Here is a 14,957-nt window from a genome sequence, read left to right on the forward strand (position 1 = left end):
GACTCACCTTGGAGTGACCCTGGCTCGAAACGCTTTGAAGCAGAACGGCGATCTTGCAAGTCGCATCGTCGAAGACAAGGCGGGGAATTTTGGGCGCATTGAGCCCTGACCGGCCGATGCAGGTTACGTTCGCTTTACAAACACGATCGTTCCCTGCACCGCCGCTAAATGCGAACGCAGCGTCGCACAGGCGGACCGCGACGGCCGCTACAAGATCCATTTGTTCATCAAACATGGTGCAGCCTCCAGCGGCGGGCCGTCGACAGCAAGGCAAAATCACGACGGGCGATACCAAAGTGCACTTATGCAGGGGCGGCGTCAGGGATAGCGTCTAGACATCGCCTCCGTCTTTGACAAGGCGATCCGCTGCAAGCAGCGAAACGCTCCTGCGTCCTCCCCTCCGCCGGAGCGCGCGGATTTAGCCAAGATCCGCCTTGGGGCCGTCTCCTTCCGCCGGGAGACGGCCTCTTTCAAACGCCTCGCCCAGTGACATGCAATGGCAGCGGACGCCGCTTTAGGCCGAATAAACCGTTCAAGGAAAATAAAATGAAGAAGACCCGCCCCCCGGGTATTTTGCGCTACGACCATCCGGCAGGTGGCTGGGATGCGTTGAAGGCGGTTGCCAAGACGCTGGCCCGCCAGCAGATTGCCGTGCAGGGCAGCAGAACCTTGCTGAGGGCGAACCAGCCGGAAGGATTCGACTGTCCCGGATGCGCGTGGCCAGACCCCAAGCACACCTCGTCGTTCGAGTTCTGCGAGAACGGCGCCAAGGCGATCACGTGGGAGTCCACCGCGAAGACGGCCGATGCGAGCTTCTTCGCGGAACACACCGTGTCAAAACTCTGGAACTGGAAGGATCACCAGTTGGAAGATGCCGGGCGTATCACGCTCCCACTACGCTACGACGCCTCCAGCGACCGCTTTGAACCAATCGGTTGGGATGCGGCGTTCAAGTTGATCGGCAGCGAACTGAATACTCTCGTCTCGCCAGATCAGGCGGAATTCTACACGTCTGGACGGGCTTCCAACGAAGCTGCGTTTCTATATCAGCTTTTCGTTCGCGCCTACGGCACCAACAATCTCCCGGACTGCTCCAACATGTGTCATGAAGCCACCAGCGTTGGCCTTCCAAAATCCATCGGCGTCGGCAAGGGGACAGTGACGCTCGAAGACTTCAATCACGCCGACGCGATCTTCAGCTTCGGACACAATCCGGGTACCAACCACCCGCGAATGATGACGACTCTTCATCAGGCGGCCCGCCGCGGCGTTCCAATCATCGTCTTCAATCCCCTTAAGGAGCGCGCGCTCGAACGGTTCGCGGCGCCCCAAGACCCCGTCGAGATGGTCACGATGTCCTCGACGCCGATCGCCTCGGCCTATTACCAGGTCCGCGTGGGCGGCGATATGGCCGCTCTAAAGGGACTCATGAAAGCGGTTTTCGAGCTTGACGCAGCAAGTCTTGCCGCAGGCCGCGGCGGAGTCCTCGACAGGCAGTTTATCGGCGAGCATACCTCCGGTATTGATGCACTTCGCGCCGACGTCGAAGCCACCCGTTGGGACGAGATCTTCGAGGCCAGCGGCTTGACGAAGCAGGCCATCGAGAGCACTGCGGGCGTCTACGCGAAGGCAGAAAGGGTCATCGTCTGCTACGGCATGGGGATCACGCAGCATGCGAGGGGCACCTACAACGTCCAGCAGATTGCAAACTTTTTGATGCTGCGAGGAAACATCGGCCGCGAGGGCGCAGGCATCGCGCCTATCCGGGGTCACTCGAACGTTCAGGGCGACCGGACAGTCGGCATAACCGAGATTCCGAGCAAGACACTTCTCGACGGCATGGAACGTGCGTTTGGATTTCGACCGCCAAGCGGGAAAGGCCACAACGCGGTCGACGCCGTGGAAGCCGCTATCGATGGCCGCGCCAAGGCGCTGATCTGCCTCGGCGGCAATCTCGCTGTCGCAATGTCTGATCCAGAGGCCACGTTTCAAGGCATGCGCAAACTCGACCTTTCGGTGCATATCGCAACGAAGCTCAACCGCTCCCATCTGCTAACCGCGAAGACTACCCTCGTGCTGCCGTGCCTCGGTCGCACCGACCTCGATATGCAGTCATCGGGACCACAGTTGGTTACGGTCGAAGATTCGATGTCCATGGTTCACGCGTCGCGAGGCTTCCTGTACCCACCGAGCGATCTCGTCCGATCCGAGCCCGCAATCATCGCAGGGATCGCCAAAGCCACGCTTGGCAATCGGCATGGCATCAACTGGGACGGCATGATCGCAGACTATGACGTTATCCGCGACAAGATCGAGGAGGTCTTTCCCGACTTCTGTGAGTTTAACAAGCGCGTGCGCAAGCCAGGCGGCTTCAGGCTGGACATCGCGGCGTCGTTTCGCCGGTGGGACACCCCTGGGGGCAAGGCAAATTTTCTGACATCTCCAGGCCTTTGGGAAGATCCACTACCTGACGGTCATGACTCACTAATGCTGACCACGATCCGTAGCCACGACCAGTACAACACGACCATCTATGGATTGGACGATCGTTATCGCGGTGTGTTCGGGCGGCGCGACGTGGTCTTCATGAATGGCGAGGATCTCGCCGGCCGAGGACTGAAAGACGGAGATCGTGTCGACGTCCAGGGGCTGACCGAAGGGGCAGACGACAAGCATCTCGTGCGCGGACTCACGGTCGTCGCCTATGACATCCCCAGAGGTTCGTTGGCGGGCTACTATCCGGAGATGAACGTGGTCATGTCGCTTAATCACTACGATCGATTGTCAGGCACGCCATCCTACAAAGGCGTTCCGGTTCGAGTATCACTAGCTTCATCCTGATCGCAAAAGAAATCGTCTCCGTCGTGTCGTGCGCCTCCAAACAATCAGTTCGGCAAGAGAAGGCGACGAGGCCGTCACCGTCAGTCACTCCCGACACCTTCGTCTACTAGCGGTTTTGACCCGTCAGTCTCAAACTTCGCTGGTCAGCCGCCGCGCTGCGATAGAATTTTGAGCGGCAGCCATTCATCGTCCATCATCAGAGAGGCAATCATGCGCAATCTTGAATTTGAGAACCTCACACGTCGGTCTTTCGGCGGGGTCGCACTAGGACTGACGGCGGCGGGTATCCTCCCCGGACGCGCCGCGGGTGCGGACCAGGGAAAGAAGGCCGTTCGTAAGAATAGCCATGAACTGGTTGCCGACAAGCGTATAGACGCCGGAGACCTCAATATCGGATACGCCGAACTGGGCCCTGCCGACGGCTCGCCCGTGATCCTTTTTCACGGTTGGCCGTATGACATCAACGCCTTTGCCGAGGTGGCCCCGATGCTCGCAGAGAGGGGGCATCGTGTGATCGTGCCACATCTGCGCGGATACGGCAGCACGAGGTTTCGTTCCGACGACAGGATGCGCAATGGCCAGCCGTCGGCCCTTGCCGTAGACGCCATAGAGCTGATGAACGCACTTAAGATCGGCAAGGCGACGTTGGGCGGGTTCGACTGGGGTGCGCGGACAGCCGACATCGTAGCCGCGCTTTGGCCGGAACGATGCAAAGGCCTGGTTTCCGTCAGCGGCTACCTGATCGGGAACCAGACCGCCGGAAAGTCCCCCCTCCCACCCGCTGCCGAACTCCAGTGGTGGTACCAGTTCTATTTTGCGACGGATCGTGGCCGAGACGGGTATGAACAATACACGAGCGAGTTCGCTAAACTGATCTGGCAACTCGCCTCCCCGCATTGGAAGTTCGACGACCCGACGTTCGAGCGAAGCGCCAAGGCGTTTGCTAATCCGGACCACGTCGCGATCGTTGTTCATAACTATCGCTGGCGGCTTGGTCTGACGAAAGGCGAGAAGCGGTTCGAGGAATTCGAAACCAAGCTCGCTTCAGCTCCCGAAATCCACATTCCCACGATCACGATGGAGGGCGACGCTAACGGAGCCCCCCATCCGGATCCTAAATCCTACGCCGGCAAATTCAAAGGGAAGTACGAACACCGTCTGATAACTGGCGGGGTTGGCCACAACCTCCCGCAGGAGGCCCCCGAGGCCTTCGCCAAGGCGGTACGGGATGTCGATTCCTGGGCGTGACCGATCACGAAGGGTTCAACCTGCGCCCTGTCCAACGGGATTGGTTATCCGTGATACCCATTATAAAAACAGGCTGGCGCGAGGCTCGCCAGCCGTATGCTAGCTTGCGTGTTCATCCGCGTCCTCAACTACTTAAGCGCCTCGTCGTCCCCAAAGGATTTATGAATTGGAAATCGGAATCGACAGTTTCGCAATGCTGCTGACCGACCCCGCTACAGGTCAGTTGCAGTCAGCCATCGAACGGATGGCGAGCGTGCTCGCAGAAGTCGAGCTCGCAGATCAAGTCGGACTCGATGTCTTCGGAATGGGCGAACATCACCGGGAGAACGCGCTCGATTCGGCACCTGCGGTGATCCTTGCCGCGGCTGCCGCACGCACGACGTCGATCAGGCTTACAAGCGCCGTCGCCGTTTTGAGCGCCGCCGACCCCGTGCGGCTTTTCCAGGAGTTCGCCACACTGGATCTCATATCCCGCGGACGAGCGGAAATGGTGGTCGGTCGCGGTTCCTCCGTGGAGGCTTACCCTTTGTTCGGACTCGACCTGCGTAACTACGATGCGCTCTTTGCGGAGAAACTGGACCTGTTGCTGAAGATTAGGGAGCAGCGCAACATTACGTGGGCGGGCCGCTTTCGCCCTGCGATCAATGGCGAAGGTGTTTTTCCTCGCCCGCACCAGCCAGCCTTGCCCATTTGGCTGGGCGTCGGCGGGACGCCCGAATCGTTCGTCCGTGCCGGAACGCTCGGTCTGCCGCTGATGGTCGCCATCATCGGCGGAAGTTTCGAGCGTTTCCTGCCCCTCGTCGAACTCTATCGTCGCGCATGGCTGGCCGCCGGCCGTCCTCCAAAGAACCAGAAGATCGGCATCCACGCTCTGGGCTTCGTCGGGGAGACTGATGTCGCTGCCAGGGAAGCGTTCTTCCCCGGGTGGTTCCAGATGTTCACGGAGGCGGGAAGGGAGCGCGGCTGGCCGCCGCCAACACAAGCTCAGTTCCAGCATATGTGCGGGCCAGGTGGCGCGTTTCTGGTCGGCAGCCCGCAAACTGTTGCTGCGAAGATATTGCATGTTAACGGGACGTTGGGAGGGATCGCTCGAATCACCTTCCAGATGAGCACTGCCGCCCTCGAGGCGAAAGCGATGCGTCGTTCGATCGAACTGCTGGGAACCCACGTTGCGCCTTTGGTGAGAGGACAACTTGGCGACTAGCAAGAGCGCTTCTACGGCGGGCGCCGACATCGGGAGGCGCCCCCCTCTTTTGCCGATCTTTTATCCGAAAATCAATCTCTGGTAATTGGCCAGCATTTTCGGATCCTCGACCGACCCGTGATGGTGTAGCTGCCGCCAGGCCCCGTCCCTGCGTACGAACCACCGGGTCGTCCGGAAGGCGACGTCGAGCTTTTCCTTCGCCGTGCTGCATGCTCCACGCTCGCGACCGACGAACAGATGCCAGTCGTCGGCGCCCTGGCTGGTGAAGTCATGGAAGGTCACGTGAACCTTCGCCTGACCTCTGAAGACCTTCGAATACCCGTCTGCGATCTCCTGCCATCCACGGCGGATACCACCGATAGGGTTGTCCATGCTGGGCTCCGAACCGCCGAGCCACACGGCTTCGAGCCCGGTGAGATCGCCATCATTGAAGGCTCGGTAGAATTCGATCAGCGCATCCAAGGGACTGCCTTCGCCCGGCTTCGTCTCGCCGCCGTCGACTTCTGTAAGATTCGGGTTCATCGGCATCGTCCTCGCATCTAAGTCCACGGCGGTATCCTCATTCATTGCGCGCTTCGTCCGCTCTGGAAGCAATGCTCGATGGACATCGCCGATTCCATTGTACGATGGTGTCGTCGGTTTTTTGAGGGACGAACGTGCGCTTAGGGCGCAAGCAAAGCTCTCATCGAATCGGTGCGGCCTTACCTTCGGCTGAAGTTGACGTTGACGTTGACCGCAGCCATTGTCGCCGCCCTAATTTCGGTCAAGGCCTGCCCAAGTCCCACAACGTTTAACTGTGGGCTTGGAAGGGAACCGAGAGCGCCGGCCTTGTCAGCGGCGACGACCATGTCGACCGTCGTTGGGCCAGCCATCGGCGCCTGGATGATGGAAAGCTCGACTTCCGAACAGGTCGAGAATTAGGCGATCCGGCCAGCGGGTCATGGGGACTCCTTGCCGAGCGTGACGTTCCACGCTGATAGCTCCGGACCCCCTCCACGTCCACTAGACCTTGGTGTGCTGACGAAACTTCCGATCCCAAGGTATCGGAGACACCTTGGTACAATACCGGGTCTGAATTTAATGCGCGATGGTTTTTGACAGAGGGGAAGACGGCGCGACCGTCGGAACACTCCCGGCTCGTGGCCGGTCCAACGAACACTCAACACCAGAGCGACCGACCGCCACCTGGCGGCCGAGGGTACCCGCGTCGCCAGAACGGAGGCAGGCATGAGCGTGCATAAGACTGTGATCGGCACCGGCACGTCACAAGGGATCGGAGCAGGCCTGGTGAAGACAGGCGACGTCGATGGCGTGGTCTATCTGACAAAATCGTCAAGCATTTCCGGGGAGGTGCTGCACGTCGACAACTGCGCACATCACGTCAAATGGTAGTCGCGAGCGCGGAAGCGCGGTTGAAGGAACTCGATCTGCTCGTGCCGGTGGCACCCACCCCGTTCGGCGCTTACGTCCAGTCAGCGCGGGCCGGCTCCCTGCTGTTCTTGAGTGGCATGCTTCCGGTGGTCGACCACGTCCCCCGTTACACTGGCCTTGTCGGCAAGGACTTATCGGTCGCCGAGGGCTATGACGCAGCGCGAACCGCGTGCCTCAGCGGTCTTGCTGCTGCGCGGTCTCATCTAGGATCGTTGGATAGGATTCGTTCAGTTGCCAAACTGGGCGTTTACATCGCCTGCCCGGCGGAATTTCACGAGCATCCAAAGGTAGCCGACGGCGCCTCAGAGCTGTTGCTCGAGGTTTTTGGTGCCGCCCGGCTTCCGCCCCGCATCGTGCTTGGCGTTTCTAGCATACCGCTTGGAATGCCCGTCGAGATCGAACTCGTCTTCGAGATCGAATCTTAGCGAGGCAACTTGCTCTAACCCGAAACGGAGGCAGTCATGAAGATCAGACCCCCTACTACGACAAGAGCCATTACCATGTCGTCAAAACTGCTCACTGCTACTGCCGTGCTGCTGATTCCGGCGCTTGCCCTCGCGGGGGAGATGAAGGCGCCCGAGAAGGTCTATCGATCTCTGGACGTCAGAGCCGTGGCCGGTCAGGAGAAGGCGCTGATCAAGCTTGAGAAGCGGACGGCTGCCTATTGGCGCGTCACCTTCGACAATCCGCCGTTCAACATTTTCGGGCCGCAAACAATCCCGCAGATGGAAAAGGTCGTTTCTCAGATAGAGAAGGATCCCGATCTCCGCGTCATCGTGTTCGATAGCGCGGTGCCCGGCTTCTTTCTGACCCATTATAACTTTACGCCACCCCTTGCTGAATCCACCGGCCTCCCCTCTGGACCGACCGGACTGCACCCACTCCCCGACATGCTGGTCCGCATCAGCAAGGCGCCCGTGGTTTCCATCGCCCTGATCCGCGGCCGCGCGACGGGGGTCGGGAGCGAGCTTGCGCTGGCTAGCGACATGCGGTTCGCCAGCCGCCAGAAGGCGATTCTGTCGCAATGGGAAGTCGGCGCGGGCCTCGTCCCTGGTGGCGGCCCGATGGCACGGCTTCCCAGACTGATGGGACGTGGCCGCGCCCTCGAAGTCCTCCTTGGATCCGACGACATCAACGGCGATCTCGCCGAGGAGTACGGCTACGTCAATCGGTCGTTCGATGACGACAAGCTCGATCCGTTCGTCGACGGGCTGGCAACCCGGATCTCCGGGTTCGACCGCCAGGCGATCGCTGACACCAAACGCCTCGTCGATTTCGCGAGCCTTCCGAGCGATCCCGAGATCGCGGCAGGATGGGACGCCTTCATAACATCGGTCCAGCGCCCGGTCGCGCAGAAGAACATCGGCCGTCTCATCGATATGGGCCTGCAGAAAGACCCGGACGTCGAAGCAAGACTGGGACATTACACGCAGTCTCTTGCCGACAAATAGCTAAGGCGGAGCCCGCCAGTGACGGCAGGTCGCGCGGGCACCAATTTGAACTGCCAAACCCAGTCGCGAAGTCGCACTTCGCCTTGCGGTAACGCGATAATCGCAGCCCGTAAAAACCCCGTTAAACCATGGAGAGACACATGCACAGCATCGAAAACCAGATCGTCGATTCAAGCTTCTCGGCGATTATCAACGCTCCGATCGAGAAGATCGACATTCCGAAGTGGTGCTTCAATCTTCCGGAAAAAGAATACCAGGGATGCTCCCCCGCGCACATCGCAGCAGGTTTCACGACTGCGGCGGACGGCACCCGGATGTCGATCAACGTCGAAACGATCGGCGGGAGCCTGATGGTCCAGCACTATCACGAGACCTTGGGTGAAAAGAATCGTCTGATCCTCGACTCCGATTCCGACGTCTTCACGTCGAACGGCCGAGTGACCATCCACGTCACCTGGGAACTGAGCGTGAAGAAGATCGATGCCGTCCGCTGCGAGTTTACGAATCGCGTTAGATCCTACGCGACCGACGAAATGATTGCCTACCTCGGGAGCCAGGGGATTCCGTTCGATATCTTCCGCTCTCAGCGGCAGCCGATGTCGATCGCGCACAACAAGGGGGAGACACCTCTGTTTGCGGCAAGCATCGAGCGGGCTGCACTTCAGAACACGTCCACGAAGGCAGCCTGAGCGCCGAAGGAGGTATCCCATGACAGAACTGTCGTTCGACCGGAGCAACACTGGCTTGCTGGTGGTGGACCCATACAACGATTTCATCTCCGAGGGCGGCAAGATCTGGCCTCGGATCCAGGAGGTCGCGGAGGCGAATAACTGCATTCCGCACATGCTTGAGGTGTTGACGGCCGCACGCAAGGCCAAGTTCCGGGTCTTCTTTGCGATGCATCATCGCTATCGTGCCGGCGACTATGAGAACTGGAAGTTTGTGGCGCCCATCCAGCGGGCGGCATGGCACCGCAAGAGTTTCGAATTCGGAACGTGGGGCGGTGAATTCCGCGCCGAATTCGTGCCGATGGCCGGCGAGGTCGTCGCCTCCGAGCACTGGTGCTCGAGTGGCTTTGCCAACACCGACCTCGATCTGGAACTGAAGCGGCATGGAATCCAGAGGGTCATCGTGATCGGGCTCGTCGCTCACACCTGCATAGAGGCCACGGTACGATACGCCGCGGAGCTCGGCTACGACGTTACGGTCGTAAAGGACGCGGTTGCCGACTACTCGCCAGAGATGATGCATGCGGCACTGGAGGTCAATCTCCCAAGCTATGCCAGCGCGATTGTCGACACTAAGGAAACCATCGCGGCGATCGCCCTCACGCAGGCGGCGTAGTCTCGCGGTAGCGCCGTCTCCACAATCCGGCAGGCGTCTACGCGCACGCCGGATTTTTTTGCCCGGAACAAGTATTATGCGGGTCGAGTGTTGGGATGCCTTTTCGATGCTTACTTGGGTTCGGAAGCCATCCCTCGAGGCCTGCGCGGCGGGCTGCGATTTACCGCAATCGCGCCCGCGGAGTGCGGTTCCGTCGAAGGTCGGCTTCTTGCACTGGGCGATGTTCTCGTTCTGCAAGCGCTGCACGTGGACGCATCAAAGTGAGCTCGCTAGTCCGTGGGACGGCTTCGCCTCTTCGCGAAAGGGGTCCGCGACGGCAGTTTGCAGGAAATCGCGGTGTTCGAGCGTCGAAGTTTCCACTGGCGTCTTCAGTCGTCGGCGGTGAAACGCGTCTGCCCTCGCCGCCGATCATCTTCAAGACTTGCACCGCCCTTCACTAAACCTCTGCGCTGGTCGGCAAAGCCGCCGCCGGCGCCCGGTCGCGGGGTTGGGGCTCCAATCGGGGACTTTTGCGCTTTTGTCGGTGCCGGATTCGAGGTTGGCCAGACCCTCGTCGCCGAACTGCCTTTCTGGCTGCACAGATACAATTGGCATCGCCCACACGGCAGCCTAAATTCCAAACTACCCATCAGACGCCTCGATCTAACCCTGGACAACCTGTTGAGGTTCCACAGCTAGGCGGGCCGTCCCCGCGCCAAGAAAGACGATATCAATGGCGGGGGCGGCTCATGCCCCCGCGACATCCGGATCCCACGTCAGGCGCCTGCAGTCTTGGCGGCCATCGTTGCCCCCGCCCACCAGACAAGTTCGTCGAGCGCAGTCTTCGCCGACGGCAGGAGGTTGGCTTCGATCTCCTCGATCGGCTTGTTGGCGCCCATTGAGGAGACTGTGAAGAAATCGCTGCCGCCGATATGAACAGCCGCATGGGTAGAGACCATCTGCAGCTCGACCCCGATCCCACGCAGATGTTCGAGCGCGCGTGAACCGCCTGCAGTGCCGTATGCGATCGCGGTAAACGGCTTGCGAGCCCATTCCGTGTAGGACTGGTCGAGGGCATTTTTCAGTACGCCGGTGATGGAGCGGTTGTATTCCGCGACGACGAATATGTAGCCGTCGTAGCGACCCACAGTCTGCTGCCAGCGGACCGCTTCCGCGTTCTGGCTGGGAGCATAGGCATTGGATGCCACCTCGTCGAAAAACGGCAAGGGATGGTCGCGCAGATCAACCACTTCAACGTCGATGTCGTTGCGGCCCCGCGCCTGCTTCAGGATCCACAGCGCCGGCTTGTCGGCGAAACGAGTAGGCCGCGTGGAGCCGATGATGATGGCGATTTTTGGTTTCATAGCCATAGTATTCCTCATTTTTGAGTTGAAAATGATTACCTCTTGAAGAGGATCAGTTGCTGTTCAGGGCGTCTGCGTAAGCAAAAAGCCCGGGGGAACCTCCCGTCATGATGAATAGGACGTTCGATCCAGGGGCGATGACTTCGGTTTCAATATCGGAGAGCAGACCCGCAAAGGCCTTGCCTCCGTAAACGGGATCAAGGAGCAAGCCTTCCGAGCGGCCGACGAGCTTGACCGCTCCAACCATTTCGGAGGTCGGTATGCCGTAGCCCCCACCGAGCTGCGTGCCGTTTATGTTCAGATCTTCCGCTTGAATACGGGCTTTGCTCCCGAGAAGCTCAAAGACAGCGTTGACTTTGCCGGCCGTCGCGGCGACGCATGCGTCCGCTGGCGACAGGACGGTATGTGCCCTTATTTGGAAAGGATCTCTTCCCGAGATAGCTGCTCCCGCCACAAGGCCTGCGTGCATGCCGCCGCTGCCGTTCGGGATGACGACCTGGTCGAACGGAGTGCCGATTTCAGTCGACTGCGATTCGATTTCGAATGCGCAGCCGACGTAGCCCAGAGCCCCGACCGGAGTCGAACCGCCGAGCGTGCCCACGAAAGCCTTCCCCCCAGACGCCGCTATCTCCGCCGCCCGGCGCAAAGCGAACCCGCCTGCATCGTCTCCCAGTTCCAGAATATGGACGTGCGCACCGAACAGTCGGTCCAATACGACGTTGCCGTTGGCTTGATAGATCTCGGTCTCGCGGGGCACCATTTGAGCCAGAACGACTTCGCATGCCAGACCGGTTCTGGCGCAGGCGGCGGCGGCTAATCGGGCGAAGTTGGACTGAATTCCGCCGGTCACGACCACGGTATCGCAGCCTTCCGCCATCGCCTCCCCGAGGAGAAACTCGAGCTTGCGGAGCTTATTACCGCCCCCGCCGAGTTCCATCAGATCGTCACGCTTCACCCAGATCGAGACGCCTTTGCGTTTTTCGCCAAGGACCTTCTCCAGATGACTGAGCTGCTGGATCGGCGTTGGTCCATTCATGAGACGTACGCGCGGAAACCGGTTCACTAGATCGCTATCGGGCATTGCTCGCCTCGCAGTTCGTAATCAAGATTCGTGAGAGCAGCGTTCGACGCTTCAGCGCAGGGTCTTGAACGCCGCACGCAGTTCATATGTGAAGAGTTCAGGCTGTTCCCACGCGGCGAAATGCCCGCCCTTATCGACTTTGTTGTAGTAGATGAGGTCGTGGTATGCCTTGTCGGCCCAACTCTTGGGCGCTTGGTAGATCTCGCCGGGAAACACGGTGATTGCCGCGGGAATATTGATGTCGACAGCGTTGAAGTTGTTGGCGTTGTTTTCCCAGTACAGACGCGCGCCCGAGGTTGCCGTCCCGGTGAACCAATAGAGCGAGATGTCGTCCAGCATCTCGTCTTTAGTCAGCGACTTCTCCGGATCACCTCCGCTGTACGTCCAGTCTGCGAACTTGTCGTAGTACCAGGCGGCAAGACCGACCGGTGAATCCGTCAACGCATAGCCCAAGGTTTGCGGCCGGGTGACCATCATCAGGGCGTAACCCGCTCCCTTCGTGTAAAGAGCGCTCATCTGCTCGTATGCGACTTTTTCGTCTGCGGAGAGACCGTCGGGAGCGGGCTCGCCATCGGCAAGAGCCTTCGCGATCTCCGGAGGGACAGTGGCCGGCATGTTAGTGTGGATGCCGAGCAGGCCTTCCGGCGCTTGGGCTGCCATCTTGTCGGAAACGACCGCGCCCCAGTCGCCGCCCTGCGAGACATAGCGGTCATAGCCCAACCGCTTCATGAGCGCGTGCCAGGCACGTGCGATGCGGTCCGGTCCCCACCCAGTCTCGGTCGGAACCTCGGAGAAGCCGTATCCTGGCATAGAAGGTATGACCACATCGAAGGCGTCCTCGGCGGCACCGCCGTACGCGGTCGGATCGGTAAGCGGTCCGATCGTCTTGACAAGTTCAAGGACAGATCCCGGCCAGCCATGCGTCATGATCAGCGGCAGCGCATTCTCATGCTTGGACTTGACGTGAATGAAGTGGATGTCCAGGCCGTCGATCCTGGTCATGAACTGCGCATGCGTGTTCAGCTTCTTTTCGCACTGGCGCCAGTCGTAATGTGTCCCCCAGTATTCGATGAGCGGCTTCAACCTTTGAAGCTGAGCGCCTTGCGTGCGATCGGAGACCGTCTCCTTGCCGGGCCAGCGGGTGGCGCGAACGCGGCGACGGAGTTCGTCGACGTCCTGCTGCGGAATCTCGCACTTGAACTGACGCACTGCGTCGCCTCCCGCCGCCGCGCGGGCAGGTCTCGGGAGAGCGCTGAGGGCGGCGGTTGCGGCTGTGGCGGCGAGTACTTCGCGCCTCGTCGGCGACAGTACGGTCTTGGTCTCGACTTCTGCTGACATGACGTCCTCCGTCTGGATCGAAGTGGTTGTGATGTGGTCCAAGGATCGTCTGGCAGAAGCGCTGCCGATGATATTGTGCCTAGGTATCGCCGATACCTAAGCACCGGTTGTCGGGGTGAGCGGCGGGTCGACACCTTCGAACAATGGACGCTGACCTTGGCAATCGCAGATCGTTCTCGGATCTGGTGTAACTGCCCCGTGCGACGGAATGGTCCAAGAACCAAGCTCACCGACGTCCGTGCACGCCGACCACATCGACATGAAGTTCAACGCCGTCATTCGCATTGTCCGACGTCGATCGCGCCAACGGGCTTGCGCTGGCGGCCTCGATGCCGACGTCTCCGGAAAGGACGGTTTCGGCGTCTCCGAAGGGCTGTGCCGCAGCGCCCTCCCCGCCTGTGCGGCGCGTGAAAGGGTCGATCCGATCGGACCGGCGTGTTCCCCGCTGGCTACCTGCGACAGCGTTTGTGTCCGCCATTCACGTCAGGCGCTAAGCCGTAGCTCGCCATGTTGGTTAGGGAGTTAGACGCGTCCGCTGTTCTTCAGAATAGTCACTTGCCTAAAGACGCCCGCCGCAACTCAAATCACCCAAGGCTACCCGATTCCGCCGCGATGCGTCCAATTTCTGATCGAAGACGCGGAACAGCGAAGTCAATGAACGTTCGGACTTTCGGAACGGCTGCACGGCCTTGAGGGGTCAATATATGAACGGGCAGAGCCGGCGGCTCGGCGTGCGGAAGAATGATCTTGAGGCGGCCGTCGCGGACGTACTCAGCGACGTGATAGGAATAAAGCCGTGTCACACCCATTCCCTCCGCAGCCGACGCGGCGGCCGCCCGAACGCTGTTGACGAGATACCGAGGAGCGAAGTGCACGGTTCTCGGGATGGACGAATCCTGGGGCGGTGCGAAGCTCCAGGATTCGAGACCGAAATTTGAGAAGGCGATGAGGTCGTGTTTGGCCAGATCGGGAAGCTCGTTGATGTCGGGGTGGCTTTCGAGGTATTTCGGGGCGGCTACAACCACGCGCCGGACGTCGCCTCCGATGCGCGTGGCGATATGTGTTGAGTCCGTGAGGTTGCCGATCCGAAGCGCCGCGTCCACGCCTTCGTCGACCAAATTTACGAGCCGATCAAGCATCAGAAGCCGAACCGAGACGCTCGGATTCTCGCGCAGATAGCTGTCAAGAATGGGTCGCAGCACTTCCTCCCCCAATATGGGAGGTGCGGAGATGGTCAACGTTCCCCGAGGAGAGGATCGTTCCGAACCCGCGACCAGGTCGGCTTCCTCAAGGTCGACCAGCACCCTCCGGCATGCTTCGACGTAGCGCTGACCAGCCTCGCTTAGTTTCAGGCTGCGCGTCGTACGATGAAGAAGTTCGACGCCGACATGTCGCTCCAGCATTCCCAGTGCGCGACTGATTGCAGTTGGGGATCGCTTCAGTCTGCGGGCCGCTGCCGCGAGGCTTCCTTCCTCGACGGCCGTGACGAAGACCTTCATTGCGTCGATACGATCCATCAGGGCAGTCCCTCTGCTTGTGCAAACGTACGGCAGCCCAAGCCGTTCGTCTCGACGAAATACGCCCAATTCTCTTCAAAGGCATAGCGGACACTTTGGTGCATTGCTCGCAAAAGCCGTGGATGCGAGGTCCCGAAAGTCTGAGCCCCCGCCAAGGGT

14 protein-coding genes and 1 pseudogene are annotated in these 14,957 nt (G+C 60.1%); 9 read left to right on the top strand and 6 right to left on the bottom strand.

Features of this window, described 5'->3' with window-relative positions; translation table 11 throughout:
• The first annotated feature begins 546 nt into the window (after positions 1–546).
• The 3 genes from NKH06_RS10350 (at position 547) to NKH06_RS10360 (ending at position 5,293) form a co-directional block, all read left to right on the top strand.
• Positions 547–2,841, top strand: coding sequence for an FdhF/YdeP family oxidoreductase (locus NKH06_RS10350; RefSeq protein ID WP_352892950.1), 2,295 nt, complete (start codon positions 547–549; stop codon positions 2,839–2,841).
• Between the two features lie 210 nt (positions 2,842–3,051).
• Complete coding sequence (locus NKH06_RS10355; RefSeq protein WP_352892953.1) at positions 3,052–4,089, top strand: alpha/beta fold hydrolase; 1,038 nt, start codon at positions 3,052–3,054, stop codon at positions 4,087–4,089.
• 166 nt (positions 4,090–4,255) lie between these two features.
• Complete coding sequence (locus NKH06_RS10360; protein ID WP_352892955.1) at positions 4,256–5,293, top strand: LLM class flavin-dependent oxidoreductase; 1,038 nt, start codon at positions 4,256–4,258, stop codon at positions 5,291–5,293.
• Positions 5,294–5,353: 60 nt separating this feature from the next.
• Here NKH06_RS10360 and NKH06_RS10365 read toward each other — a convergent pair whose 3' ends face one another.
• Positions 5,354–5,815, bottom strand: a complete 462-nt coding sequence (locus tag NKH06_RS10365) for a YybH family protein (RefSeq protein WP_023812729.1) — start codon at positions 5,813–5,815, stop codon at positions 5,354–5,356.
• Positions 5,816–5,994: 179 nt separating this feature from the next.
• Positions 5,995–6,165: a hypothetical protein gene (locus tag NKH06_RS10370; protein WP_502914446.1), complete on the bottom strand. Its 171-nt coding sequence runs from the start codon at positions 6,163–6,165 to the stop codon at positions 5,995–5,997.
• Positions 6,166–6,520: 355 nt separating this feature from the next.
• On the opposite strand from NKH06_RS10370, the gene NKH06_RS32015 reads away from it, so the two are divergent.
• The 6 genes and pseudogenes from NKH06_RS32015 to NKH06_RS10400 form a co-directional block, all read left to right on the top strand.
• Positions 6,521–6,685, top strand: coding sequence for a hypothetical protein (locus NKH06_RS32015; protein WP_502897974.1), 165 nt, complete (start codon positions 6,521–6,523; stop codon positions 6,683–6,685).
• The gene (locus NKH06_RS10380; protein ID WP_352678215.1) at positions 6,679–7,149 is read left to right on the top strand and encodes a RidA family protein; all 471 of its coding nucleotides are present in this window, start codon (positions 6,679–6,681) and stop codon (positions 7,147–7,149) included. The genes NKH06_RS32015 and NKH06_RS10380 overlap by 7 nt, the downstream gene beginning before the upstream one ends.
• A gap of 36 nt (positions 7,150–7,185) precedes the next feature.
• Positions 7,186–8,175, top strand: a complete 990-nt coding sequence (locus NKH06_RS10385) for an enoyl-CoA hydratase/isomerase family protein (protein WP_352678212.1) — start codon at positions 7,186–7,188, stop codon at positions 8,173–8,175.
• A gap of 140 nt (positions 8,176–8,315) precedes the next feature.
• The gene (locus NKH06_RS10390; protein ID WP_352678209.1) at positions 8,316–8,864 is read left to right on the top strand and encodes a hypothetical protein; all 549 of its coding nucleotides are present in this window, start codon (positions 8,316–8,318) and stop codon (positions 8,862–8,864) included.
• Between the two features lie 19 nt (positions 8,865–8,883).
• Positions 8,884–9,519: a cysteine hydrolase family protein gene (locus NKH06_RS10395; protein ID WP_128302951.1), complete on the top strand. Its 636-nt coding sequence runs from the start codon at positions 8,884–8,886 to the stop codon at positions 9,517–9,519.
• A 555-nt stretch (positions 9,520–10,074) separates the two neighbouring features.
• Positions 10,075–10,197: pseudogene (locus NKH06_RS10400) on the top strand (IS481 family transposase); the annotation flags it as partial.
• Between the two features lie 77 nt (positions 10,198–10,274).
• On the opposite strand, the gene NKH06_RS10405 reads toward NKH06_RS10400, so the two are convergent.
• From NKH06_RS10405 to NKH06_RS10420, 4 genes are all read right to left on the bottom strand, one after another.
• Positions 10,275–10,868 (bottom strand): NADPH-dependent FMN reductase, encoded by a 594-nt coding sequence (locus tag NKH06_RS10405; RefSeq protein ID WP_352892958.1) that lies wholly within the window; start codon positions 10,866–10,868, stop codon positions 10,275–10,277.
• Between the two features lie 46 nt (positions 10,869–10,914).
• Entirely contained in the window at positions 10,915–11,943 is a 1,029-nt protein-coding gene (locus NKH06_RS10410) for a D-cysteine desulfhydrase family protein (protein WP_352892959.1), read from the bottom strand.
• 51 nt (positions 11,944–11,994) lie between these two features.
• Positions 11,995–13,281: an epoxide hydrolase family protein gene (locus NKH06_RS10415; protein ID WP_128302949.1), complete on the bottom strand. Its 1,287-nt coding sequence runs from the start codon at positions 13,279–13,281 to the stop codon at positions 11,995–11,997.
• A gap of 584 nt (positions 13,282–13,865) precedes the next feature.
• Positions 13,866–14,798, bottom strand: coding sequence for a LysR family transcriptional regulator (locus tag NKH06_RS10420; protein ID WP_128302948.1), 933 nt, complete (start codon positions 14,796–14,798; stop codon positions 13,866–13,868).
• Between the last annotated feature and the right edge of the window lie 159 nt (positions 14,799–14,957).

Source organism: Mesorhizobium sp. M1342 (genome assembly GCF_040317955.1).
Taxonomy (GTDB): domain Bacteria; phylum Pseudomonadota; class Alphaproteobacteria; order Rhizobiales; family Rhizobiaceae; genus Mesorhizobium.

Coding starts and splice junctions, on each gene's coding strand:
- NKH06_RS10420 (WP_128302948.1), bottom strand. CDS start 14,798: ATGGATCGTATCGACGCAATGAAGGTCTTCGTCACGGCCGTCGAGGAA.
- NKH06_RS10380 (WP_352678215.1), top strand. CDS start 6,679: ATGGTAGTCGCGAGCGCGGAAGCGCGGTTGAAGGAACTCGATCTGCTC.
- NKH06_RS10390 (WP_352678209.1), top strand. CDS start 8,316: ATGCACAGCATCGAAAACCAGATCGTCGATTCAAGCTTCTCGGCGATT.
- NKH06_RS10385 (WP_352678212.1), top strand. CDS start 7,186: ATGAAGATCAGACCCCCTACTACGACAAGAGCCATTACCATGTCGTCA.
- NKH06_RS10395 (WP_128302951.1), top strand. CDS start 8,884: ATGACAGAACTGTCGTTCGACCGGAGCAACACTGGCTTGCTGGTGGTG.
- NKH06_RS10350 (WP_352892950.1), top strand. CDS start 547: ATGAAGAAGACCCGCCCCCCGGGTATTTTGCGCTACGACCATCCGGCA.
- NKH06_RS32015 (WP_502897974.1), top strand. CDS start 6,521: ATGAGCGTGCATAAGACTGTGATCGGCACCGGCACGTCACAAGGGATC.
- NKH06_RS10370 (WP_502914446.1), bottom strand. CDS start 6,165: ATGGCTGGCCCAACGACGGTCGACATGGTCGTCGCCGCTGACAAGGCC.
- NKH06_RS10365 (WP_023812729.1), bottom strand. CDS start 5,815: ATGAACCCGAATCTTACAGAAGTCGACGGCGGCGAGACGAAGCCGGGC.
- NKH06_RS10410 (WP_352892959.1), bottom strand. CDS start 11,943: ATGCCCGATAGCGATCTAGTGAACCGGTTTCCGCGCGTACGTCTCATG.
- NKH06_RS10415 (WP_128302949.1), bottom strand. CDS start 13,281: ATGTCAGCAGAAGTCGAGACCAAGACCGTACTGTCGCCGACGAGGCGC.
- NKH06_RS10355 (WP_352892953.1), top strand. CDS start 3,052: ATGCGCAATCTTGAATTTGAGAACCTCACACGTCGGTCTTTCGGCGGG.
- NKH06_RS10405 (WP_352892958.1), bottom strand. CDS start 10,868: ATGGCTATGAAACCAAAAATCGCCATCATCATCGGCTCCACGCGGCCT.